Source organism: Pseudomonas sp. Pc102 (genome assembly GCF_018408275.1).
Classification (GTDB): Bacteria; Pseudomonadota; Gammaproteobacteria; order Pseudomonadales; family Pseudomonadaceae; genus Metapseudomonas; species Metapseudomonas tohonis.
The window spans coordinates 377,051-399,550 of the sequence record NZ_AP021905.1 but is presented as its reverse complement, the minus strand read 5'-3'; the positions used below and the strand labels follow the sequence as shown (position 1 = coordinate 399,550).

Genomic DNA, 22,500 nt, shown 5'->3' with positions numbered 1-22,500 from the left:
GACTTGGGACGATCAGCGTGCCGCCAGTTGCCAGGCCGCCAGACCCAGGCACAGCCAGCCGCCGAGGAAGGCCACGCCACCGAAGGGCGTGATGATGCCGAGCTTGCCGACACCGCTGAGGGTGAGCGCGTAGAGGCTCCCGGAGAACAGCAGGATGCCGAGGGCGAACAGGCCGCCGGCGGCACTGACCAGGCGCCCGGGCAGGTGCAGGGACAGCAGGCCGACGCCGAACAGGGCGAGTGCGTGGATCAGTTGGTAGTGGGTGCCGGTCTGGAATACCGCCAGGTGCTCGGGCGTGAGGCGGGCCCTGAGGCCGTGGGCGGCGAAGGCGCCGAGGGCGACGCCGGTGAATCCGGCGAAGGCGGAAAGCAGCAGGAACAGACGGGCCATCGAAGACTCCAGACAAGTAGGAAGCGGTCGCTATAATGGCGCGCAAACCATCCCCCGGCCAAGCCACGCATGTTCCGATCCCTCAGCCGTCGCCTGTTCAAACTGCTGCTCTGGTTCGTCGCCGGCTCGGTGCTGCTGGTGCTGCTATTCCGCTGGGTGCCGCCGCCCGGGACCATGCTGATGGTGGAGCGCAAGATAGAGTCCTGGATCGACGGCGAACCCATCGACCTCAAGCGCAGCTGGCGTCCCTGGAAGGAGCTGCCGGACGACCTGAAGATCGCGGTGATCGCCGCCGAGGACCAGAAGTTCGCCGAGCACTGGGGCTTCGATGTCCCGGCGATCCGCGCCGCCCTCGCCCACAATGAGCGCGGCGGCTCGCTGCGCGGCGCCAGCACCCTGAGCCAGCAGGTGGCCAAGAACGTCTTCCTCTGGTCCGGCCGCAGCTGGCTGCGCAAGGGGCTGGAGGCCTGGTTCACCGCGCTGATCGAGCTGTTCTGGTCGAAGCAGCGCATCCTCGAGGTCTACCTCAACAGCGTGGAATGGGGCGATGGCGTGTTCGGCGCCGAGGCGGCGGCCAGGTACCATTTCGGCATCGGCGCGCCCTACCTGTCACGCCAGCAATCGAGCCTGCTGGCCGCCGTGCTGCCCAACCCGCGCGAGTGGCATGCCGGGCGCCCAGGCAACTACGTCGCGCGCCGCGCCGGCTGGATCCGCCGGCAGATGGCCCAGCTCGGCGGCACCCACTACCTCGAGCAGCTCAAGCCGGCCACACCGATCTGATCAGTGCCTGAGCGTGCTGCGCGGCACCACGCGAACCTGATGCACCTGCTCGTCGAGCACATGGGCGGTCAGCCCCTCGGCCGGATAGACCCAGGCCTCGCCCTCCCCCAACTGCAGGCGCAGGCGCGGTTGGCCGATGCTGGCGGCAAGGCGCGAGGCCGCCGGTGGTTGCTGCGGACGCAACTCCAGCGCGGCCAGGCGGTGCCCGGCCAGTTGCTCCAGCATCTGCGGGCTCAATGGTTGGTCGCCCTGGCCAGCGCCGGTCCCCAGGGCCTTGAGCAGGCTCTCGCGCTCGCCCGCGTCCAGGGCCAGCTCCGCTTCCAGGTTGCAGGCATCCGCACCGTCACCGGTGCTGCGGAACAGCAGGCGCGGCCCGTCGCTGCCGGGCTGCAACCACAATTCACCCGGTGACTCGCGGTTCAGCGCCCCCAGGGTCAGTTCGCCCTCGGCCATGGGTTCCAGCAACGGCTGCTGCCAGGCGCTCACCCAGGCCAGCGGCGTGCCGGACTCGCCACCGCGCTGCATCCACAGCGCCAGGGAGAAGAAGGCCGCTGCGATCAGGACGAACAACAGCCAGTGTCGCGGACGGAGTGGGGGCATCGGCATGGTTCGCTCCGGGCAGAAAAAAGCCGCCCGAGGGGGCGGCTTGGATGGGGTGGCTGGCTTACGCCTGGATGAAGCCCTTGAGCTTGTTCATCGCATTTTTCTCCAACTGGCGGATACGCTCGGCGGAGACGTTGTACTTCGCGGCCAGGTCATGCAGGGTCGCTTTCTCCTCGGCCAGCCAACGCTGGTTTAGGATGTCACGGCTGCGCTCGTCCAGGCCTTCCAGCGCTTCGTGCAGGCTGGCGGTGGAGCTGTCGCTCCAGTCCGCTTCCTCCAGCTGTCGGGCCGGATCGTAGCGGTGGTCCTCAAGGTAGTGGGCCGGCGACTGGTAGGCGGCATCGTCGTCGGCATCCGCCGCCGGATCGAACGCCATGTCGTGGCCGGTCAGCCGGCTTTCCATCTCCCGCACTTCACGCGGCTCCACGCCCAGGCTCTCGGCCACGGCGTGGACTTCGTCGTTGTTCAGCCAGGCCAGGCGTTTCTTCTGGCTGCGCAGGTTGAAGAACAGTTTGCGCTGTGCCTTGGTGGTGGCGACCTTGACGATGCGCCAGTTGCGCAGGATGAATTCGTGGATCTCGGCCTTGATCCAGTGCACCGCGAAGGACACCAGACGCACGCCCATTTCCGGGTTGAAGCGCTTCACGGCCTTCATCAGGCCGACGTTGCCTTCCTGGATCAGGTCGGCCTGGGCCAGACCATAGCCGGAGTAGCTCTTGGCGATGTGTACAACGAAGCGCAGGTGCGCCAACACCATTTGCCGCGCCGCTTCCAGATCCTGTTGGTAGAAGAGGCGTTCGGCCAGTTCGCGCTCCTGCTCGGGAGTCAGCAGCGGGATGCCATTGACCGCATGCACGTAGGCATCCAGGTTCGCACCGGGAGCCAGGGCATAGACAGGTTGCAGGGAAGTGGTCATGCGAATCCTCCGATTCACTAAGCTCGCGCAGTTTAGCACTGGCTTTTATGACTGCAAGGGGGCGTAAAAGTTTCGTTACACCCCATCCATTAGCAGTCCTTTCAAGGGATTTCTAGCGCGGCGCCAGCTCGCTGAGATGGCGCGCCACGGCCAGCCAGGCGCCAATGTACCCCAGCAGCACCGCGCCCAGAAGCAGGGATAGACCGTCGGCCAATGGCACGCCGCCAAGGGCGAAGTCGCTGCCGTACAGGCCGGCGAGCCGGACCACCGCATCATTCAGCCAGTCCAGGCCGAAGGCCAGCACCAGCCAGGACAGCAGCCCGGCGCCAATGCCATAGAGCGCGCCCATATAAAGGAAGGGACGCCGTACATAGGCATCGGTTCCACCTACCAGCTTGATGACTTCGATCTCGGTGCGGCGGTTCTCGATGTGCAGGCGGATGGTGTTGCCTATCACCAGCAGCAGCGCCGACACCAGCAGCAGGGTCAGGCCGAAGACGAAGCGCTCGCCCAGCTTGAGGATCGCCGACAGCCGCTCCACCCAGACCAGGTCGAGCTGGGCCTGTTGCACCTTGGGCAGCTCGGCCAGGCGCAGGCGCAGGGCCTCGAGGGTGGTCTTGTCGACTTCCCTGGGGGTGACCAGGATCACCCCGGGCAGCGGGTTCTCCGGCAGTTCCTTGAGCGCCTGGCCCAGGCCGGACTGCTGCTGGAATTCGTCCAGCGCCTGCTCGCGGCTGATCCACTCGACCTCGGCGACATCCGCCATGCTGCTGATCTCCTCGCGCAGCTTCTGGCCGTCGGCCTCGCCGGCGTCCATCTGCAGGAACAGCGAGATCTGCGCGGCGCGCTGCCAGGAACCACCCAGGCGCTCGACGTTGTTGAGCAGCAGCGACAGGCCCATGGGCAGGCTCAGGGCGATGGCCATCACCAGGCTGGTGAAGAAGCTGCCGATGGGCTGGCGGCCCAGTCGACGCAGGCTGTCCACCAGGCTTGCGCGATGCGCCTCCAGCCAGGCGTGCAGCAGGGCGCTGAAATCAGGGCCGTCGTCGCCGCCCTTCTGCGGCTCGGTTGGCTTGGCGGTGGCGCCCACCCGCTCGGCGGGCTTGGGTGGCGGCATGCGGGTCGCACTCATCAGCCGGCCTCCCCATCGCCGATCAGGCGGCCACGTTGCAGGGTGAGCATGCGGTGGCGCATGCGGGCGATCAGCGCCAGGTCGTGGCTGGCGATCAGAACCGTGGTGCCCAAGCGGTTGATGTCCTCGAAGACGCCCATGATCTCGGCCGCCAGGCGCGGGTCGAGGTTGCCGGTGGGCTCGTCCGCCAACAGCAGGGCCGGGCGGTGCACCACGGCGCGGGCGATGCCGACGCGCTGTTGCTGGCCGGTGGAAAGATCGGCCGGGTAGAGCTCGGCCTTGTCGGCCAGGGAGACACGCTCCAGCGCCACACCGACGCGCTTGGCGATCTCCGGCTTGGCGAGGCCGAGGATCTGCAACGGCAGGGCGACGTTGTCGAACACGGTGCGGTCGAACAGCAGCTGGTGGTTCTGGAACACCACGCCTATCTGCCGGCGCAGGAAGGGGATCTGCGAGGTGGTGATCTGCGACAGGTCCTGGCCCGCCAGCAGGAGCTTGCCGGTGGTCGGACGCTCCATGGCGAGCAGCAGGCGCAGCAGGGTGCTCTTGCCGGCGCCGGAGTGGCCGGTGACGAAGAGGAACTCGCCACGGCGTACGCGGAAGCTCAGTTCATGCAGGCCGACGTGGCCGTTGGGGTACCGCTTGCCCACCTGCTCGAAACGGATCATGCGCGCTCCCGCTCCGCGAACAGCGCGCGAACGAAGGACTCGGCCTCGAAATCGCGCAGGTCGTCGATGCCTTCGCCGACGCCGATGTAGCGGATCGGCAGGCCGAACTGCTTGGCCAGGGCGAAGATCACCCCGCCCTTGGCGGTGCCGTCGAGCTTGGTCAGCGCCAGGCCGGAAAGGCTGACCGCCTGGTGGAACTGCTTGGCCTGGTTGATGGCGTTCTGGCCGGTGCCGGCATCCAGCACCAGCAGCACCTCGTGGGGGGCGCTCTCGTCCTGCTTGCCGATCACGCGGCGCACCTTCTTAAGCTCCTCCATGAGGTTGTCCTTGGTGTGCAGGCGGCCGGCGGTGTCGGCGATCAGCACGTCGATGCCACGGGCCTTCGCGGCCTGCACGGCATCGAAGATCACCGAGGCGGAATCGGCACCGGTGTGCTGGGCGATGACGGCGATGTTGTTGCGCTCGCCCCAGACCTGCAGTTGCTCAACGGCCGCGGCGCGGAAGGTGTCGCCGGCGGCGAGCATGACCTTCTTGCCTTCGAGCTGCAGCTTCTTGGCCAGCTTGCCGATGGTGGTGGTCTTGCCGACGCCGTTCACGCCGACCACGAGGATCACGTAGGGACGCTTACCGGCATCGATCCGCAGGGGCTGTTCGACCGGCTTGAGCAGCGCGGCGAGTTCGTCCTGCAGGGCCTGGTACAGGGCGTCGCTGTCGGCCAGCTGCTTGCGCGCGACCTTCTGGGTCAGGCTCTGGACGATGGCGGTGGTGGCCTCGACGCCGACGTCGGCGGTCAGCAGGCGGGTCTCGATCTCGTCGAGCAGGTCATCGTCGATGGCCTTGCGCCCGAGGAACAGGCTGGCCATGCCCTCGCCCAGGCTGGCGCTGGTCTTCGACAGGCCCTGCTTGAGGCGGGCAAAGAAACCGGCCTTGGCGGCTTCGGCCACGGGCTGCGGCTGGGCCGGTGCGGCGGCGGGCGCGTCGACGGCGGGCTCGGCAGCCGGAACAGGAGCCTCGACAACCGGCGCCGGGGCGGCCTCGGCGGTCGGCGCGGGGGCACTGACGACAGGCTCGACCGGCGCTGCAGGTGCAAGTGCGGGTGCAAGTGCGGGTGCAGGTGCAGGTGCAGGTGCAGGTGCAGGTGCAGGTGCAGGTGCGACAGGCTCGGCCGGGACCGGCGCCAGGTCCACCGGCGGCTGCGGCGCAGCGGGGGTGGGCTCGGGCTGCGGCTCGACCGGCGGGGCGGCGGGCGCCACCTCGGCAACGGGTTCCGCCACGGGCGCGGGTGCCACGGGCTCCGCCTCGACGGGAGGCAGCTCGGATGGGACGGGTTCTGCGGGCGGCACGGGAGCCGCTTCCTGCGGTTTCTTGCGCAGCCAGCCGAACAGTGATTTTTTCTCAGCGGCCTCGGCCGGCGTCTTCTTGTCGTCGTTGGAACCAAACATGGGTAGCTTGTATCTCAAGGAGCGGCCGCTCTGGGCCTGGCCCGGTAGCGTCGCCGTGCCGGAAAGGGATGGAGTATCCTAGCACCTCTTCGCCCGCAGGCGGTACGTCCGCCGGGGCCGTCCGAAAGGTCAAAAACATCGATGAAAGCGATTGCCCGCCACGCCGCCGGCTTGCTGTTCGGCGCCCTTTGTCTGCCGATAGCCGCCCATGCCGCAGAATCCCAACCCACCCATGAATACACCCTCGAAAACGGCCTGAAAATCGTCGTCAGAGAAGACCACAGGGCCCCGGTGGTAGTTTCCCAGCTCTGGTACAAGGTCGGCTCCAGCTACGAGACCCCGGGCCAGACCGGCCTCTCCCACGCCCTCGAACACATGATGTTCAAGGGCAGCCGCAAGCTCGGCCCGGGCGAGGCTTCCCTGGTGCTGCGCGACCTCGGTGCCGAGGAGAACGCCTTCACCAGCGACGACTACACCGCCTATTACCAGGTCCTGGCGCGCGACCGCCTGAGCGTCGCCTTCGAGCTGGAGGCCGACCGCATGGCCAGCCTGCGCCTGCCGCCGGAAGAGTTCGAGCGCGAGATCGAGGTGATCAAGGAAGAGCGCCGCCTGCGCACCGACGACCGCCCCACCGCCAAGGCCTTCGAGCGCTTCAAGGCCATGGCCTATCCCGCCAGCGGCTACCACACCCCCACCATCGGCTGGATGGCCGACCTGGACCGCATGAAGGTCGAGGAACTGCGCCACTGGTACGAGTCCTGGTACGTGCCCAACAACGCCACCCTGGTGGTGGTCGGCGACGTCAAGGGCGAAGAGGTCAAGGCCCTGGCCCAGCGCTGGTTCGGCGGCATCCCCGGCCGCGCCGTACCGCCCTCGAAGAAGCCCCTGGAGCTCGCCGCACCGGGTGAGCGCCGCATCGTCCTGCACGTGAAGACCCAGCTGCCGAGCCTGATCATGGGCTTCAACGTCCCCGGCCTCGCCACCGCCAAGGAGCCCCGCCAGGTCCACGCCCTGCGCCTGATCTCCGCCCTGCTCGATGGCGGCTACAGCGCCCGCCTGCCCAGCCGCCTGGAGCGTGGCGAGGAGCTGGTCAGCGGCGCCTCGGCCAACTACGACGGCTACCCGCGCGGCGACAGCCTGTTCATGCTCAGCGCCACGCCCAACGTGCAGAAGGGCAAGACCCTGGAGCAGACCGAAGCCGGCCTGTGGAAGGAGCTGGAAGACCTCAAGAACAACCCGCCGAGCGACGAGGAACTCAAGCGCGTGCGTGCCCAGGTGATCGCCGGGCTGGTCTACGAACGCGACTCCATCACCAGCCAGGCCACCACCATCGGCCAGCTGGAAACCGTCGGCCTGTCCTGGAAGCTGATGGACCAGGACCTCGCCGCCCTGGAAGCCGTGACCCCGGCCGACATCCAGGCCGCCGCCAAGACCTTCTTCACCCGCGACCGCCTGAGCGTCGCCCACGTCCTGCCCGAGGAGGCTAGCCATGAGTGAGCGCAACGGCCTGCGATACGGCCTGCTCGGCCTGGCCCTGATCGCCCTGCTGGGCGTCCTGCTGTTCATCGTCGTCGACCGCACCCCGCCGGCCCAGGCCGCCGAGGCCGATGAGCCGCCGAAACTCGAATCCATCACCGAACTGGACGGCAAGGCCCCGGCCCGCCGCGACCTGGACATCCAGACCTGGGACACGGCCGAAGGCGCCAAGGTACTCTTCGTCGCCGCCCCCGAGCTGCCGATGTTCGACCTGCGCCTGACCTTCGCCGCCGGCAGCAGCCAGGACGGCGACGCCCCCGGCCTTGCCACCCTGACCAACGCCATGCTCAACGAAGGCGTGCAGGGCAAGGACGTCACCGCCATCGCCCAGGGCTTCGAAGGCCTGGGGGCCGACTTCAGCAACGGCGCCTACCGCGACATGGCCGTGGCCGGCCTGCGCAGCCTGACCGACCCGAAGCTGCGCGACCCGGCCCTGGACCTGTTCACCCAGGTCATCGGCGCGCCGACCTTCCCCGAGGACTCCCTGGCACGCATCAAGAACCAGATGCTCGCCGGCTTCGAGTACCAGAAGCAGAACCCCGGCAAGCTCGCCGGCCTGGCACTGTTCGACAAGCTCTACGGCAAACACCCCTACGCCCACTCCAGCGAGGGTGACGAGAAATCCATCCCCGCCATCGGCGTCGCCCAGCTGCAGGCCTTCCACAAGAAGGCCTACGCCGCCGGCAACGTGGTGATCGCGCTGGTCGGCGACCTTTCCCGCGAGGAAGCCGAGGCCATCGCCAAGCGTGTCTCCGAAGCCCTGCCGAAAGGGCCGAAGCTGGCCAAGGTGGCGACGCCCGAGACGCCCAAGCCGGGCACCACCCACATCGAGTTCCCGTCGGCGCAGACCCACCTGCTGCTGGCCCAGCTCGGCATCGACCGCAACGAACCCGACTACGCCGCGCTCTACCTGGGCAACCAGATCCTCGGCGGCGGCGGCTTCGGCACCCGGTTGATGGAAGAGGTGCGCGAGAAGCGCGGCCTGACCTACGGCGTCAGCTCCGGCTTCACCGCCATGCAGGTCGCCGGCCCCTTCATGATCGGCCTGCAGACCCGCGCCGAACTGAGCGACGGCACCCTCAAGCTGGTCAAGGACATCGTCCGCGACTACCTGGCCAAGGGCCCGACGCAGAAGGAACTGGACGATGCCAAGCGCGAACTGGCCGGCAGCTTCCCGCTGTCCACCGCGAGCAACGCCGACATCGTCGGCCAGCTCGGCGCCATCGGCTTCTACGGCCTGCCGCTGACCTACCTGGAAGACTTCATGAAACAGGTGCAGGGGCTCAGTGTCGAACAGGTCAAGGCCGCCATGGACAAGCACCTGAACCCGGACAGCTTCGTCATCGTCACCGCCGGCCCGACCGTTCCCCAGAAGGAACTGCCGGCGCCGACGGAGAAGCGTTTCAAACCCAGCTTTGGCATCCCGGAGCACTGATGGCCGCACGTTCACCGAAGAAAGCCCCGGCTCCCCACGGGGGCCAGGGCCAGTTGCGCATCATCGGTGGCGAGTGGCGTTCGCGCCGCTTCGCCTTCCCCAACGGCCCGGGCCTGCGCCCGACGCCGGACCGGGTGCGTGAAACCCTGTTCAACTGGCTCGCGCCCTACGTGGAGGGCGCTCGGGTGCTCGACCCCTTCACCGGCAGCGGCGCCCTGTACCTGGAGGCGCTGTCCCGCGGTGCCCAGGAAGCCCTGGCGCTGGACCTGAACCCCGACTCGATCGCCGCCTTGCGCGGCACCCTGGACACCCTCGGCTGCGGCGCTGGCCAACTGCTGCAGGCCGACGCGCTGCGCTACCTGGCCACCCAGACGCCACGCCCCTATGACCTGGTGTTCCTCGACCCGCCCTTCAACCTCGCGCTGCTGCAGCCGGCCTGCGCACTGCTGGAAGAGAATGGCTGGCTGGCCGCCGACGCCTGGATCTACACCGAGAGCGAGAGCGCCCCTTCCAGCCTCGGCCTGCCGGGCAACTGGCGCCTGCACCGGGAGAAGAAGGCCAGCACCGTGCACTACGCCCTGTGGCATCGCCAGGCGTGAGCGACTTCAACCCCGCCTGGTGGCTGCCGGGCCCGCACCTGCAGACCCTCTGGTCGCCCTTCTGCCGCAAACCACCGCAGCTGGAGCGTCGGCGCGAGCGCCTTTGGCTGGAGGATGGCGACTTCCTCGACCTCGACTGGCACGGCCCGCACGACGCCGAGTCGCCGCTGGTGCTGGTGCTCCACGGCCTCACCGGCTCATCCAGCTCGCTCTACGTGCTCGGCCTGCAACAGCAACTGGCCGGGCGCGGCTGGTCCAGCGTGGCGATCAACTGGCGCGGCTGCTCGGGCGAACCCAACCTGCTGCCCCGGGGCTACCACTCCGGCGCCAGCGAGGACCTGGCCGCCACCGTCGAACACCTGCGCCGCGTGCGCCCGCTGGCACCGCTGTTCGCCGTCGGTTACTCGCTGGGCGGCAACGTGCTGCTCAAGTACCTGGGTGAAAGCGGCGAGGCCTGTGCCCTGCGCGGGGCCGTCGCGGTCTCGGTGCCCTTCCGCCTGGACCAGTGCGCCGACCGCATCGGCGCCGGCTTCTCGCGGGTCTACCAGCGCCATTTCATGCGCGAGATGGTCGCCTACGTGCGCGACAAGCAGCGCCTGTTCGCCCACCAGGGCCAGGCCGATCGCCTCTCGGTGCTGGAAAAACTAGGCCCGCTGGACGGCATGCGCACCTTCTGGGATTTCGACGGCCGCATCACCGCGCCCCTGCACGGCTACGCCGACGCCGACGATTACTACCGCCGCGCCTCCAGCCGTTACTTCCTCGGTGAGATCCGCGTGCCCGCGCTGCTGATCCAGGCCGCCGACGACCCCTTCGTGTTCCGCCACAGCATCCCCGAGGCCCACGAGTTGTCCGCCAGCACGCGCCTGGAGCTGCACGAGAAAGGCGGTCACGTCGGCTTCATCGGCGGTACGCCGGGCAAGCCCGACTACTACCTGGAACGGCGCATACCGCAGTGGCTGGCGGGGCTCGCCCGCTAGCCCTGGACCACCAGGTCGAGGGGCACGTAGAGCTTCTCGTAGAGCGCCGCCACCGCCTCCTGCGCCTCGGCGGCGATATAGCCCCCCTCCAGCGCCAGCACCTGGTAGATGCCACGGCGCAGCATCTCCTCGTTGAGGTCGCCCGGGTCGCCCCGGGTGGTGCAGAGGAAGCGCACCCAGGAGGTCATGATGATCCAGCTGTTGAGGGCCAGGGCCTCGATCTGCGCATCGTTCATCAGCAGGATGCCGACCTCGACGAAGCCCCGGTAGATGGCCTGGGCATGCCCCAGGCAGCGCTGGGCGAAGACCCGGTAGCGCGCCGCCAGCTCGGCGTCGGATTCCAGCAGGTGCTCAAGGTCGCGGTGCAGGAAGCGGTAGTGCCACATCGCCGCCAGCAACGCCTCCAGGTAGAAGGTCTTGTCCTCCACCGTCAGCGCGCGGTCCCCAGGCAGGCGCAGGAAGGCGTCGACCCGTGATTCGTACTCGGCGAACAGCTCGGCGATGATCACCTGCTTGTTGCGGAAGTGGTAATAGAGGTTGCCCGGCGACATCCCCAGGTGAGCGGCGATGTGGTTGGTGGTGACGTTGCGCTCCCCCTGGGCATTGAACAGCTCCAGGCTGGATTGCACGATTCGCTCGCGGGTCTTGATACGTGGGGCCATGCGCGGATCGGTCTCACTGCTGCCGGGGAGCCGGCGAGGGTAACAAAACTACACAGAGTCCCGGAACAGAGAGTGCCTCCACGGCGCTCCGCGTTCCGTATCGCACCCTGTTCGTGTGGCCTCCCTGCCCCATCTACAGGCCGCCCGGAGGCCGGCCCAACTTTTCGTTCGGTAGGCAGGGCGAGCCCTGTCGCGCCATGCTATTTGACACACTAGAGCAATTACTCTAAAAATCCAGCACCGGTTTTCAACAATAATTAGAGAGGTGTCGCTCATGGTCGCCGACGTAGCCTATCTGCAGCAGGCCCAGCAGCAGATCAACCAGCTCGAGGAGCTGTTCGCCCGCCAACGTGCCGCCTATGGCGACAACCCGATGCCCAGTGCCGACCAGCGCATCCAGTGGCTCAAATCCCTGCGCGACCTGATCTTCGACGAGCAGGACGCGCTGATCCGCGCCATCAGCCAGGACTTCAGCAACCGCTCGGCGGATGAAACCCTGCTGGCCGAGATCATGCCCAGCCTGCACGGCATCCACTACGCCAAGAACCGCGTGCGCCGCTGGATGAAGCCCTCGCGCCGCGCCGTCGGCATGGCCTTCCAGCCGGCATCGGCCAAGGTCATCTACCAGCCCCTGGGCGTGGTCGGCGTGATCGTGCCGTGGAACTACCCGCTGTTCCTCGCCATCGGCCCGCTGGTCGGCGCCCTGGCCGCGGGCAACCGCGTGATGGTGAAGATGAGCGAATCCACCCCCGCCACCTCCCAGCTGTTCAAGGAGCTGATGGCGCGCATCTTCCCCGAGGACCTCGTCGCCGTCTGCCTGGGCGAGGCCGATGTCGGTGTCGCCTTCTCCAAGCTGCCCTTCGACCACCTGCTGTTCACCGGCGCCACCAGCATCGGCCGCCACGTCATGCGTGCCGCCGCCGAGAACCTGACCCCGGTGACCCTGGAGCTGGGCGGCAAGTCGCCGGCCATCGTCTCCCACGAGGTGCCGCTGGACCACGCCGCCGAACGCATCGCCTTCGGCAAGACCATGAACGCCGGGCAGACCTGCGTCGCCCCCGACTACGTGCTGGTGCCCAGGGATCGCGTCGAAGGCTTCGTCGAGGCCTACCGCACCGCGGTGAAATCCTTCTACCCGCAACTGAAGGACAACCCGGACTACACCGCGATCATCAACGAACGCCAGCTGCAGCGTCTCAACGGCTACCTGCAGGATGCCGAGGCCAAGGGCGCGCGCCTGGTGCCGCTGTTCCCCGAGGCCCAGGGCCGCCGCCTGCCGCACACCCTGGTGCTCGATGTGAAGGACGACATGAAGCTGATGCAGGACGAGATCTTCGGCCCGCTGCTGCCCGTCGTCCCCTACGAGCGCCTCGACCAGGCCTTCGCCTATATCAACCAGCGCCCGCGCCCGCTGGCGCTCTATTACTTCGGCTACGACAAGCGCGAGCAGCAGCGCGTGCTGCATGAAACCCACTCCGGCGGCGTGTGCCTGAACGACACCCTGCTGCACGTGGCCCAGGACGACATGCCCTTCGGCGGCGTCGGCCCCTCGGGCATGGGCCACTACCACGGGCATGAAGGGTTCCTCACCTTCAGCAAGGCCAAGGGCGTGTTCATCAAGCAGCGTTTCAACGCCGCGCGGATGATCTACCCGCCCTACGGCAAATCGATCCAGAAGCTGGTCTACAAGCTGTTCGTCCGCTAACGCCCCCCTAAGGATCAGACGGGTACATAACAACAATGACCGAGACCACCCTGAACGCGCCGGGACTTTCCCGGCGCAGCCTGCTCAAAGTCGGCCTGTTCGGCTCTGCCTTCCTCGCCACGGCCGGCGTCACCGCCACCCTCTCCGGCTGCTCCGCCAGCGTCCCGGCCAACGGCCTGGCGATCCTGCGCGACTCCGACTTGCCCTTCCTGCGCGCCCTGATCCCGGTGATGCTCGATGGCGCGGTCAGTGCCGAGCAGATGCCGCAAGCCGTGGCCGGCACCATCCAGAGCCTGGACTACGCCCTGGACCGGCTGTCCCCGGAGATGCTCAAGCTCACCGTGCAGCTCTTCGACGTGCTCGCCCTGCCCATCACCCGGGGTCCGCTGACCGGCGTCTGGGGCAGCTGGGAGAACGCCAGCGCCGAGGATGTGCGCAACTTCCTCGACCGCTGGCAGAACAGCTTCATCGGCCTGCTGAAGATGGGGCACGCCTCCCTGCTGCAGCTGGTGATGATGGCCTGGTACAGCAGGCAGGAAGCCTGGGCGCATTGCGGTTATCCCGGTCCGCCGACCGTCTGACCGCGCCCACCACAACGACAAGAAGCACCACTCGACCAGGCGCCGGCGACGACCGGCCGCTTTCGGCGAGACCGAGGATTGACTGATGCCCGTACCCGATCTGTTCGCCGACGGCATGGCCCGCGGCTGGAAGACCCACAATGGCTCGCGACTCGAGCAGGACCTGACCCTGGAGGCCGACGTCGCCATCGTCGGCTCCGGCGCGGGCGGCGGCACCACCGCCGAGATACTCAGCGCCGCCGGCTACAAGGTGCTGATCATCGAGGAAGGCCCGCTGAAGACCAGCAGCGACTTCAAGATGCAGGAAGCCGAGGCCTACCCGAGCCTCTACCAGGAAGGCATCGGCCGCATGACCAAGGACGGCGCGGTGACCGTCCTCCAGGGCCGCGCCGTGGGCGGCACCACCCTGATCAACTGGACCTCCAGCTTCCGCACCCCCGACCCGACCCTGGAACACTGGGCCAGGGAGCACGGCGTCAAGGGCCACAGCCCGGCCGAGATGGCCCCCTGGTTCGAGAAGATGGAGCAGCGCCTCGGCGTCGCGCCCTGGGCCATTCCGCCGAACCCCAACAACGACGTGCTGCGCAGCGGCTGCGAGAAGCTCGGCCTGCACTGGAAGGTCATCCCGCGCAACGTGCGCGGCTGCTGGAACCTCGGCTACTGCGGCATGGGCTGCCCGACCAACGCCAAGCAGTCGATGCTGGTCACCACCATCCCCGCGACCCTCGACAAGGGCGGCGAGCTGCTCTACCTGGCCCGCGCCCATCGCCTGCTGATCGACGGCGACAAGGTCACCGGCATCGAATGCCAGGGCATGGACGAGCGCTGCGTGGCGCCCACCGGCCGCACCATCACCGTCAAGGCGCGGCACTACGTGCTCTCCGGTGGCGGCATCAACACCCCCGGCCTGCTGCTGCGCTCCGACGCGCCCGACCCGCACGGCCGCACCGGCAAGCGCACCTTCCTGCACCTGGTGAACTTCTCCGCCGCCCAGTTCGAGCAGGTCATCAACCCCTTCTATGGCGCGCCGCAGTCCATCTATTCCGACCACTACCAGTGGGACGACGGCACCACCGGGCGCATGTCCTACAAGCTCGAGGTGCCGCCGCTGCAGCCTGCGCTCACCGCCACCCTGCTCGGCCGCTTCGGCATCGACAACGCCCTGCGCATGGAGCAGCTGCCGCACACCAACGTGATGCTCGCCCTGCTGCGCGACGGCTTCCACCCGGACAGCGCCGAAGGCACGGTGGAACTGCGCGGCGACGGCAGCCCGGTGCTCGACTACCGCATGACCGACTACACCTGGGACGGCGTGCGCCGCGCCTTCCAGGTGATGGCCGAGATCCAGTTCGCCGCCGGGGCCAAGGCCGTGCTGCCGCTGCATGCCGACGCCAGCTACGTGAAGACCGCCGCCGAGGCGCGCACGCTGATCGACGGCCTGTCGCTCGAGCTGTACCGCACCCGCCTGGGCAGCGCACACGTGATGGGCGGTTGCGCCATGGGCGAGGACCCGAAGCAGGCGGTCACCGACAGCCTCGGCCGTCACCACCAGCTGGCCAACCTGTCGATCCACGACGGCTCGCTGTTCCCCACCAGCATCGGCGCCAACCCGCAGCTGTCGGTCTACGGGCTGACCGCACAGCTATCCACCGCCCTCGCCGAGCGCCTCAAGAGCGCCTGAGCGGGATAAACCGGCATGCTCCGGCGTCTTGGCCGCCGGGGCATGCTGCGCTACCATCCGATTCCCTTACGGACCCCTGCCAGGACGTAGCGATGAACCGAGTGTTGTATCCGGGCACCTTCGACCCGATCACCAAAGGCCACGGCGATCTGATCGAACGTGCCTCCCGCCTGTTCGACACCGTGATCATCGCGGTGGCCGCCAGCCCCAAGAAGAACCCGCTGTTCTCCCTGGAGCAACGCGTCGAGCTGGCCAGGGAAGTCACCAAGCACCTGCCCAACGTCGAGGTGGTGGGCTTCTCCACCCTGCTGGCGCACTTCGTCAAGGAGCAGAAGGCCAATGTCTTCCTCCGTGGCCTGCGCGCCGTCTCCGATTTCGAGTACGAGTTCCAGCTGGCCAACATGAACCGCCAGTTGGCGCCGGACGTGGAGAGCATGTTCCTCACCCCGTCGGAGCGGTACTCCTTCATCTCCTCCACCCTGGTGCGCGAAATAGCGGCCCTGGGCGGGGACATCACCAAGTTCGTCCACCCCGCGGTGGCCGAGGCCCTGGCCGAGCGCTTCAAGCGCTGAGCCCCGCGATACGGCGGTCGGCGCGCGCAAAAGGTGCGCCGACCGCGCCATTCCGGCACAATTCCGCCATTGTCTGCTGAACACCGCCGCCGCACGGCGACGGTAGGAGTTGTTCCATGTCCCTCAAGATCACCGACGACTGCATCAACTGCGACGTCTGCGAACCCGAGTGCCCCAACGGCGCCATCTCCCAGGGCGAGGAGATCTATGTCATCGACCCGAACCTGTGCACCGAGTGCGTCGGCCACTACGACGAGCCGCAGTGCCAGCAGGTCTGCCCGGTGGACTGCATCCCCCTCGACGACGCCCGTGTCGAAACCCGCGAGCAGTTGATGGACAAGTACCTGAAGCTCACGGGCAAGGCCTGACGCCATGGGCCGCCAGCTCCGTGACACGGCCTGGCGCCCCGCCCTGCTCGCGGCGCTGCTGCTGTTCAGCGTCGCACTGCGGGCGGCGCCTCCCGACCAGGCGGCCGTGGCCAGCGCCCAGCCCTCGGCCACCGTGGCCGGCCTGGAAACCCTGGCCATGGGCGGCAACGCCTTCGACGCCGCGGTGGCCATCAGCGCCGCCCTGGCGGTAGCCGAGCCCCACGGCTCCGGCCTCGGCGGCGGCGGTTTCTTCCTCCTGCGCAAGGCCGGCGACAAGCAACCCACCTACCTGTTCCTCGACGCCCGCGAACGCGCGCCCCTCGCCGCGCGCCCTGATCTCTACATGCGCGACGGCAAGGTACAGCCGCAGCTGTCCATCAATGGCCCGCTGGCCGCCGCCATTCCCGGCCTGCCCGCCGCGCTGGTGGACCTGGCCCAGCACCACGGTCGCCTGCCCCTCGGTGATTCCCTCGCCCCGGCCATCCGCCTGGCCCGCGACGGCATCTCCGTCGATCGCGTGTACATCGAGCGCGCCGGCTTCCGCCTCGCGGCGATGCGCGACGACCCCGAGACGGCGCGCATCTTCCTCGACGACAAGGGCGAGGTGCCCGATGAATTCAGCCTGCTGCGCCAACCCGACCTGGCCCACACCCTGGAGCGCATCGCCCGCTACGGCAAGGCCGGTTTCTATGCCGGCGAGACCGCCGCAAAGCTGGTGAAGGGCGTGCGCGATGCCGGTGGCATCTGGACCCAGCAGGACCTGGACAGCTACCGCGTGGTGGAACGCCAACCGCTGCGCTACGCCCTGGCCGACGGCCGCGACCTGATCAGCGCACCGCCGCCCTCGGCCGGCGGCGTGGCCCTGGCCCAGAGCCTGGCGATGCTGCAGCAGCTGCCCTGGCGTGAAGGCGACAAGCTGCAGCGCACCCACTACGTGGTCGAGGCGCTGCGCCGTGCCTACCGCGACCGTGGCCTGCTGGGCGACCCCGACTTCATCGCCAACCCGGTGAGCCAGCTGCTCGCGCCGGACTACCTGAAGCGCCTGGCCGCCGGCATCGACCCGCAGCGCGCCACCCCCAGCGCCAGCCTGCCGCCCGCCCCCGCCTGGCGCGAGGGCGACCACACCACCCACTTCGCGGTGATCGACAAGGACGGCAACGCCGTCGCCGCCACGCTGTCGGTGAACCTGCCCTTCGGCGCCGCCTTCGTCGCCCCGGGCACCGGCGTGCTGCTCAACGACGAGATGGACGACTTCGCCGCCGACACCCACGGCGCCAACGCCTACGGCCTGGCCGGCAGCCAGGCCAACGCGGTGGCCGCCGGCAAGCGCCCGCTGTCGAGCATGAGCCCCACCTTCATCGAGAGCGCGAAGGAATTCACCGCCTTCGGCACCCCGGGCGGCAGCCGCATCCCCAGCATGGTGCTGCTGTCGATACTGGAATACCTCGACGGCCAGCCCGTCGCCCGCTGGCCGGCGGTGCCGCGCTACCACCACCAGTACCTGCCCGACGTCATCGAGCACGAGCCGAGCACCTTCAGCGACGCCGAGATCGCCGCACTGCAGTCGCGTGGCTACAGCCTGAAACGCGTCGAGCGCGGCTACGGCAACCAGCAAGTGCTGTTCTGGGACAAGGACGGCGGCCGTATCGAAGCCGCCAGCGACCCGCGCGGCGTGGGCCTGGCCAAGACGCTGGAGGAGGAGCGGCGCTGAGCCTCGCGGCTCAGGGCAGCTCGATCACCCCTTCGTCTTCCATAGCCGCGCCCTTGCGGAACAGCCCCTGGCCCTGGCCGATCATCAGCACGTTGCGCAGGCTCTGGATGATGCGGCTGGCATAGCCCAGGTCGTTCATCAGCGAACTCATCTGCAGGCCATCCAGCTGGCCACTGCGCACCGCGGCGAACAGGCGGTTGCGGAAGTCGCCGTCGAAGTCCGCGGCCTTCTCGTCGAGCCATTGCAGGTGCTGCGACCAGACTTCGTCCGGCAGCTCCGAACGGCTCAGCTCGCGCACCTGGTGCAGGGTCGCCAGCAGGTGGCGGCGCAGCTCCACGTAGGCATCCCGCGTCGCCGACGGCCCGCCCTCCAGGTAATGGCCGAGGTTCTTCTGCAGGTGCTTGGCATCCTTCACCGCATCCACCAGTTGCAGCGCCGCCACCTGGCAGCTGACCCAGAACTGCTGGTGCGCCTCGTCCAGCGTCACCTCCAGGCGCCCCATGAAGCTCAGCAGGTCGCCGTACACACCCTTGATGTGGCGCTGGTAGAGCGTCTCGGCATCCAGGTGATGGCGCACGGGCGGTGCCTGCAACGCGGCCTCGTCGGGGCGGTCCTTGCCCAGCAGGTCCACCGGCAAAAACAGCGCATGGCAGATCACCTCCAGGCTCAGGCGCCCGAGATGGCGCAGCTCCTGCACCACCGCACTGGCAGCCGCGTCGGCCGAATCCAGGGCGCGTTCGCTGAGGTAGCGCGCGCGGATCCGCTCCGGCTCCGCCGGCCCCACCGCCAGTTCGGTGATCAGCACCTGGGGCTCGCTGCGCTCGGGCAGCCAGCGCACCAGCAGGGTCGCAAGAAGCGCCTGCCCGGGCCAGAACAGCATCACGCCCAACGCGTTGAACAGGGTGTGGAACATCGCCAGCTGGATCAGCGGGTTGTCTCCCAGACCCATCGGCTCCGCCAGGGCATGCACCAGCCAGGTCAGGGGGCCGAGCAGGGCGAAGGCGAGCACGCCGGTGACGACGTTGAACAGCACATGGGCCAATGCCAGGCGCTGGCCGCTGCGGTTGCCGCCGAGCGAGCCGACGAAGGCGGTGGTGACGCTGCTGCCAATGTTGGAGCCGATGGCGATCGCCAGGCTCTGGCCCAGCTCCAGCTGGCCGCCGGCCAGGGCCGCGAGGGTCAGCATCAGGGCCGCATGGCTCGATTGCAGCACCACGGTGACCAGCAGGCCGATGACCGCGAACATCAGGCTTCCGGCCAGCCCGTCGACCTGGTGGCCGCTCATGTCGAAGCCACCGCCGAAGCTGGCGAAGCCATCCTTGATCTGGTCGATGCCGAGGAAGATGAAGGCGATGCCCAGCACGATGCGCCCGGCCGCCTTGCTGCGCGGGCCGACGAAGCCGGCGAGCACGCCGAACACCAGCAGCGGCAGGGCCATGGGGCTGAGGCTGAGGTTCTGCCCAGCCATGGCCAGCAGCCAGATGCCGCTGGTGGCCCCGAGGTTGGCGCCGAAGAGGATGGCGATGCCGCCGGCCAGCTGGATCAGCCCGGTACTGATGAAGGCGATGGTGAGCAGGGAAACCAGGGTGCTGGACTGCAGCAGCAGCGTCCCGCAGACACCGAACATCAGGCCCTTGAACGGCGTCGAGGTGCTACGCCCCAGCAACTGCTCGAGCTTGCCGCCGGCCAGGTCACGCAGCCCCTCCTCCAGGCACTGCATGCCGAAGAGGAACAGCGCCAGCCCCGCGCAAAGCTGCAGCCAGCCGGCACTCATCCAGAAGCTGCCGGCAAGCCCGACGGCCGCCAGCACCAGCAGCGCGGTAATTGGAAAACCCTTCACCTCATCCCCCTCCCTGGCAGGCGCCGAACGGGGCGCCATAAATGCAAACGGCCCCTTGCTCATCGCTGGGCAAGGGGCCGTCTCCGGCTCGAGGAGCCGAGAATAGCGCGATCAGTCTTTCTGGTAACCGCTGCTGGTGCAGCCCAGGCAACGCACGAAGGCTTCCTTGCCCGGATCGACTACCAGGGCCTTGCCGGCGGCACCGACATTGCCGCCCAGGGCGCTGAAGGGCAGGCTCACCACGAACAGTCCGGCACCGACGACGGTCGCACCGATGAGCAGCGGACGGGCGATCAGCAGGTCGCCGACCATGGAATAGGCGGGCGGCGCGTCGGCGGTGTACATCGGGTCGCCGCTGGCGTTCTGCTGCACCACCTCAGCCTGCGCCTGCAGCGCCATGAGGCCAGTGGTCAGCGCCAAGACAGCAGCGGAAGTGCGGAACAGGTTCATGATGCAATCCTTCGGCTATTAGAGGAGTAATGCGGCTAACTATAACAGTGCCCGCGCGCTTTTCAGCGTGACGGCCTTCAATCGCCGTTAAAAGCGTAGTCGGGTTTTTTCGGCTCGTACGGCAGGTAGAACGCCAGCAGGCGGCGCAGATCGGCCGCGGCATCGCCGGTGGTCCAGAACGGCTCGCCGATGACGATGCGCCGGTTGCGGTAGTCCAGTGCCGCCGGCACCACCGGGACCTGCGCGCCACGGGCGATGTGGTAGAAGCCCATCTTCCAGCGCTCCACCCGCTTGCGCGTGCCTTCCGGCGACAGCACGAGGATGAATTCGCGGTTCTCGGCGAAGGCCTGCACGGCCTGCTCGACCTGGTTGAGCTTGAGGTGGCGCTGGATGGGAATGCCGCCCCAGCGCTCCATCAGCCCGGCGAACGGCCAGCGGAAGATGCTGTGCTTGCCGAACCAGCGGGCGTTCAGGCGGAGGATGAACTTGGCCGCGATGAACAGCACGAAATCCCAGTTGGACGTGTGGTGCGCGCCGATCACCACGAACTTGTCGAGGGGCGGCAGCTGCCCCTCGATGCGCCAGCCCAGGAGCCGGAAGACCCCATGGCCGATGGCCTCCGCAACCGCGTTGCGGGGCAGGTAGTTGCCGGACATCCTTCACCTCTTCTTATTGTTCTCGGCACGGTACGGGAGAGTGCGCCCCGCTAACGCTGGCAGCGCGGGCAGTAGACGCTCGCCCGTTGCCCCAGCTTGACCTCGCGCAGGGTGGAACCACAGACCTTGCAGAACTCGCCGCCGCGCCCATAGGCGAACAGCTCCTGCTGGAAATAACCCGGCTGGCCGTCGCCGCCGACGAAGTCGCGCAGCGTGGTGCCACCGCGCTCGATGGCGTGGGCGAGGATGCGCTTGATCTCCTCGGCGAGCCTCAGGTAGCGCGCCCGCGACACGCTGCCCGCCTCGCGGCGCGGGTCGATGCCGGCGGCGAACAGCGCCTCGGTGGCGTAGATGTTGCCCACGCCCACCACTACGGCGTTGTCCATGATGAACGGCTTGACCGCCATGCTGCGCCCGCGGGAGAGCTGGTACAGGCGGTCACCGTCGAACAGGTCCGTCAGCGGCTCGGGGCCGAGGTTGCGCAGCAATTCGTGGTTGTGCGGATCCGGGCTCCATAGCAGCGCGCCGAAGCGCCGCGGATCGGTGTAGCGCAGCGCCAGGCCCGACTCCAGCTCGATATCCACATGCTCGTGCTTGGCCGCCAGCGTCCCCGTCTCCACCAGGCGCAGGTTGCCGGACATACCCAGGTGGCTGATCAGCGTGCCCGCCTCGGCCTGCAGCAGCAGGTACTTGGCGCGGCGCTCGACGACCACGAAACGCTGGCCGGACAGGCGCACGTCGAGGTCCTCCGGGATGGGCCAGCGCAGGCGGCGCTCACGCACCACCACGCGGCTCACGCGCTGGCCCTCGAGGTAGGGCGCGATGCCCCGCCGCGTGGTTTCGACTTCAGGTAGTTCAGGCATGGATGTCTCGACGTGCAGCGTTGCGGGCGATCAGTTGGCGCCCAGTTCGCGAATGCTTTCCTTGAGGTTCTCGAAGTCGTACTCCGAGAGGCCGACGTAGTCGAGCACCAGCGCCCTGACGCTGTTCCACTCGTGGTCATCGGCCTGGTTGCCCAGCACCAGGTGCGAGGCGCAGACGTGCTCGGCCATCTTCAGGATCGCCAGCAGCGTCTTCAGCGGCGCATCGCGCCCGGAGTCGTCGCTGAAGATCGACAGCGCGTTGTGGTGGTTGGCGATGGCTTCGCAGAGGTGCTCCGGCAGGCGCCAGGAGCGCGCGGTGAAGTAGCCCACCACCGCGTGGTTGGTATTGAGCAGGCGGTTCTCGGTGTCGACGATGCGGCGCTCGGCGTTGGCACTGGCATAGGCCTCCTCCAGCACCGTCATGTAGTCCGGGAAGCGCTTGAGCATCAGCGGGATGCCGCAGTTGTGGAACAGCCCCAGCGCGTAGGCCTCGTCCGCCTGCTGGTGGCCGATGCGCTTGGCCAGGGTCAGGCAGGTCATGGCCACGTCCTGGGCGGTGTCCCAGAAACGGTTGAGGGTGACGATGGTCTCGTCGGTCATCTCGCCCTTGATCGACTGCGCGTTGATCAGGTTGATCACCGTGTTGCAGCCCAGCAGGTTGACCGCCTGCTGGATCGAGGCGATGCGGTTGGTCAGCCCGTAGAACGGCGAGTTGACGATCTTCAGCAGTGCGCCCGACAGGCCCGGGTCCTGGCTGATGAGCTTGGCGATGGTGCGCAGGTCCGGGCTGGGCATGACCTGCTCCATCTGCAGGTCGACCATGATCTGCGGCTGGGGCGGCACGCTGATGCCCTGGAGGAAATGGCGAATCTGTTCTGCAGAGAGTTCTTGGGCCATGACAGCGAGACTGAGGCGGGGAGTTGGGGTGAC

Annotated in this window: 23 protein-coding genes; 11 read left to right on the top strand and 12 right to left on the bottom strand. The window is 68.1% G+C overall.

The annotated features are described in order from the left end of the window. Positions 1–12: 12 nt before the first annotated feature. A complete protein-coding gene (locus PHLH3_RS01935; RefSeq protein ID WP_213627904.1) occupies positions 13–390 on the bottom strand; it encodes a DUF423 domain-containing protein in 378 nt (125 codons plus the stop codon). Between the two features lie 69 nt (positions 391–459). Between PHLH3_RS01935 and mtgA the strand changes: the two genes are divergently transcribed. Then, entirely contained in the window at positions 460–1,170 is a 711-nt protein-coding gene (mtgA, locus tag PHLH3_RS01930) for a monofunctional biosynthetic peptidoglycan transglycosylase (RefSeq protein ID WP_213627902.1), read from the top strand. On the opposite strand, the gene PHLH3_RS01925 is transcribed toward mtgA, so the two are convergent. The 5 genes from PHLH3_RS01925 to ftsY form a co-directional block, all read right to left on the bottom strand. Continuing rightward, positions 1,171–1,776 carry a hypothetical protein gene (locus PHLH3_RS01925; protein WP_213627901.1) on the bottom strand — a complete coding sequence of 202 codons (606 nt, stop codon included), beginning with the start codon at positions 1,774–1,776 and terminating at the stop codon, positions 1,171–1,173. It lies immediately after the preceding gene. A 58-nt stretch (positions 1,777–1,834) separates the two neighbouring features. After that, positions 1,835–2,689 (bottom strand): RNA polymerase sigma factor RpoH, encoded by an 855-nt coding sequence (gene rpoH, locus PHLH3_RS01920; protein WP_213627899.1) that lies wholly within the window; start codon positions 2,687–2,689, stop codon positions 1,835–1,837. Positions 2,690–2,801: 112 nt separating this feature from the next. Continuing rightward, the gene (gene ftsX, locus PHLH3_RS01915) at positions 2,802–3,821 is read right to left on the bottom strand and encodes a permease-like cell division protein FtsX (protein WP_213627897.1); all 1,020 of its coding nucleotides are present in this window, start codon (positions 3,819–3,821) and stop codon (positions 2,802–2,804) included. Continuing rightward, a complete protein-coding gene (ftsE, locus tag PHLH3_RS01910) occupies positions 3,821–4,489 on the bottom strand; it encodes a cell division ATP-binding protein FtsE (RefSeq protein WP_021218338.1) in 669 nt (222 codons plus the stop codon). The genes ftsX and ftsE overlap by 1 nt, the downstream gene beginning before the upstream one ends. Further along, complete coding sequence (gene ftsY / locus PHLH3_RS01905) at positions 4,486–5,931, bottom strand: signal recognition particle-docking protein FtsY (protein ID WP_213627895.1); 1,446 nt, start codon at positions 5,929–5,931, stop codon at positions 4,486–4,488. The genes ftsE and ftsY overlap by 4 nt, the downstream gene beginning before the upstream one ends. 141 nt (positions 5,932–6,072) lie before the next feature. On the opposite strand from ftsY, the gene PHLH3_RS01900 reads away from it, so the two are divergent. The 4 genes from PHLH3_RS01900 to PHLH3_RS01885 are packed head-to-tail and all read left to right on the top strand — an operon-like array spanning position 6,073 to position 10,481. Then, positions 6,073–7,428, top strand: coding sequence for a pitrilysin family protein (locus PHLH3_RS01900; protein WP_213627893.1), 1,356 nt, complete (start codon positions 6,073–6,075; stop codon positions 7,426–7,428). Next, on the top strand, positions 7,421–8,902 hold the full coding sequence (locus PHLH3_RS01895; protein ID WP_213627891.1) for a pitrilysin family protein: 1,482 nt from the start codon (positions 7,421–7,423) through the stop codon (positions 8,900–8,902). The genes PHLH3_RS01900 and PHLH3_RS01895 overlap by 8 nt, the downstream gene beginning before the upstream one ends. Beyond that, entirely contained in the window at positions 8,902–9,501 is a 600-nt protein-coding gene (gene rsmD, locus PHLH3_RS01890) for a 16S rRNA (guanine(966)-N(2))-methyltransferase RsmD (protein ID WP_213627889.1), read from the top strand. The genes PHLH3_RS01895 and rsmD overlap by 1 nt, the downstream gene beginning before the upstream one ends. Next, positions 9,498–10,481: a hydrolase gene (locus tag PHLH3_RS01885; RefSeq protein WP_213627887.1), complete on the top strand. Its 984-nt coding sequence runs from the start codon at positions 9,498–9,500 to the stop codon at positions 10,479–10,481. The genes rsmD and PHLH3_RS01885 overlap by 4 nt, the downstream gene beginning before the upstream one ends. On the opposite strand, the gene PHLH3_RS01880 is transcribed toward PHLH3_RS01885, so the two are convergent. After that, a complete protein-coding gene (locus PHLH3_RS01880) occupies positions 10,478–11,143 on the bottom strand; it encodes a TetR/AcrR family transcriptional regulator (protein ID WP_111264450.1) in 666 nt (221 codons plus the stop codon). The genes PHLH3_RS01885 and PHLH3_RS01880 overlap by 4 nt on opposite strands. Before the next feature lie 274 nt (positions 11,144–11,417). Between PHLH3_RS01880 and PHLH3_RS01875 the strand changes: the two genes are divergently transcribed. The 6 genes from PHLH3_RS01875 to ggt all read left to right on the top strand — a co-directional run bounded on the left by PHLH3_RS01875 (position 11,418) and on the right by ggt (position 17,761). Further along, positions 11,418–12,848: a coniferyl aldehyde dehydrogenase gene (locus tag PHLH3_RS01875; protein WP_213627885.1), complete on the top strand. Its 1,431-nt coding sequence runs from the start codon at positions 11,418–11,420 to the stop codon at positions 12,846–12,848. A 35-nt stretch (positions 12,849–12,883) separates the two neighbouring features. Beyond that, on the top strand, positions 12,884–13,429 hold the full coding sequence (locus tag PHLH3_RS01870; protein ID WP_173175119.1) for a twin-arginine translocation pathway signal protein: 546 nt from the start codon (positions 12,884–12,886) through the stop codon (positions 13,427–13,429). Positions 13,430–13,514: 85 nt separating this feature from the next. Next, positions 13,515–15,110, top strand: coding sequence for a GMC family oxidoreductase (locus PHLH3_RS01865; protein WP_213627883.1), 1,596 nt, complete (start codon positions 13,515–13,517; stop codon positions 15,108–15,110). 92 nt (positions 15,111–15,202) lie between these two features. After that, positions 15,203–15,682, top strand: a complete 480-nt coding sequence (coaD, locus tag PHLH3_RS01860; protein WP_213627881.1) for a pantetheine-phosphate adenylyltransferase — start codon at positions 15,203–15,205, stop codon at positions 15,680–15,682. A gap of 116 nt (positions 15,683–15,798) precedes the next feature. After that, positions 15,799–16,050 carry a YfhL family 4Fe-4S dicluster ferredoxin gene (locus PHLH3_RS01855; RefSeq protein ID WP_111264445.1) on the top strand — a complete coding sequence of 84 codons (252 nt, stop codon included), beginning with the start codon at positions 15,799–15,801 and terminating at the stop codon, positions 16,048–16,050. 4 nt (positions 16,051–16,054) lie between these two features. Continuing rightward, positions 16,055–17,761: a gamma-glutamyltransferase gene (gene ggt / locus PHLH3_RS01850; protein ID WP_213627879.1), complete on the top strand. Its 1,707-nt coding sequence runs from the start codon at positions 16,055–16,057 to the stop codon at positions 17,759–17,761. A gap of 10 nt (positions 17,762–17,771) precedes the next feature. Here the strand turns inward: ggt and PHLH3_RS01845 are convergent, their stop codons facing one another. From PHLH3_RS01845 to PHLH3_RS01825, 5 genes are all read right to left on the bottom strand, one after another. Further along, the gene (locus PHLH3_RS01845) at positions 17,772–19,601 is read right to left on the bottom strand and encodes a Na/Pi symporter (RefSeq protein WP_244862969.1); all 1,830 of its coding nucleotides are present in this window, start codon (positions 19,599–19,601) and stop codon (positions 17,772–17,774) included. Positions 19,602–19,712: 111 nt separating this feature from the next. Then, positions 19,713–20,051 (bottom strand): multidrug transporter, encoded by a 339-nt coding sequence (locus PHLH3_RS01840; protein ID WP_173175126.1) that lies wholly within the window; start codon positions 20,049–20,051, stop codon positions 19,713–19,715. Between the two features lie 77 nt (positions 20,052–20,128). Continuing rightward, entirely contained in the window at positions 20,129–20,707 is a 579-nt protein-coding gene (locus tag PHLH3_RS01835; protein WP_213627875.1) for a lysophospholipid acyltransferase family protein, read from the bottom strand. Between the two features lie 50 nt (positions 20,708–20,757). Beyond that, positions 20,758–21,570, bottom strand: a complete 813-nt coding sequence (mutM, locus tag PHLH3_RS01830) for a bifunctional DNA-formamidopyrimidine glycosylase/DNA-(apurinic or apyrimidinic site) lyase (protein ID WP_213627873.1) — start codon at positions 21,568–21,570, stop codon at positions 20,758–20,760. 30 nt (positions 21,571–21,600) lie between these two features. Beyond that, entirely contained in the window at positions 21,601–22,413 is an 813-nt protein-coding gene (locus PHLH3_RS01825; protein ID WP_213630383.1) for an HDOD domain-containing protein, read from the bottom strand. Positions 22,414–22,500: the final 87 nt, after the last annotated feature.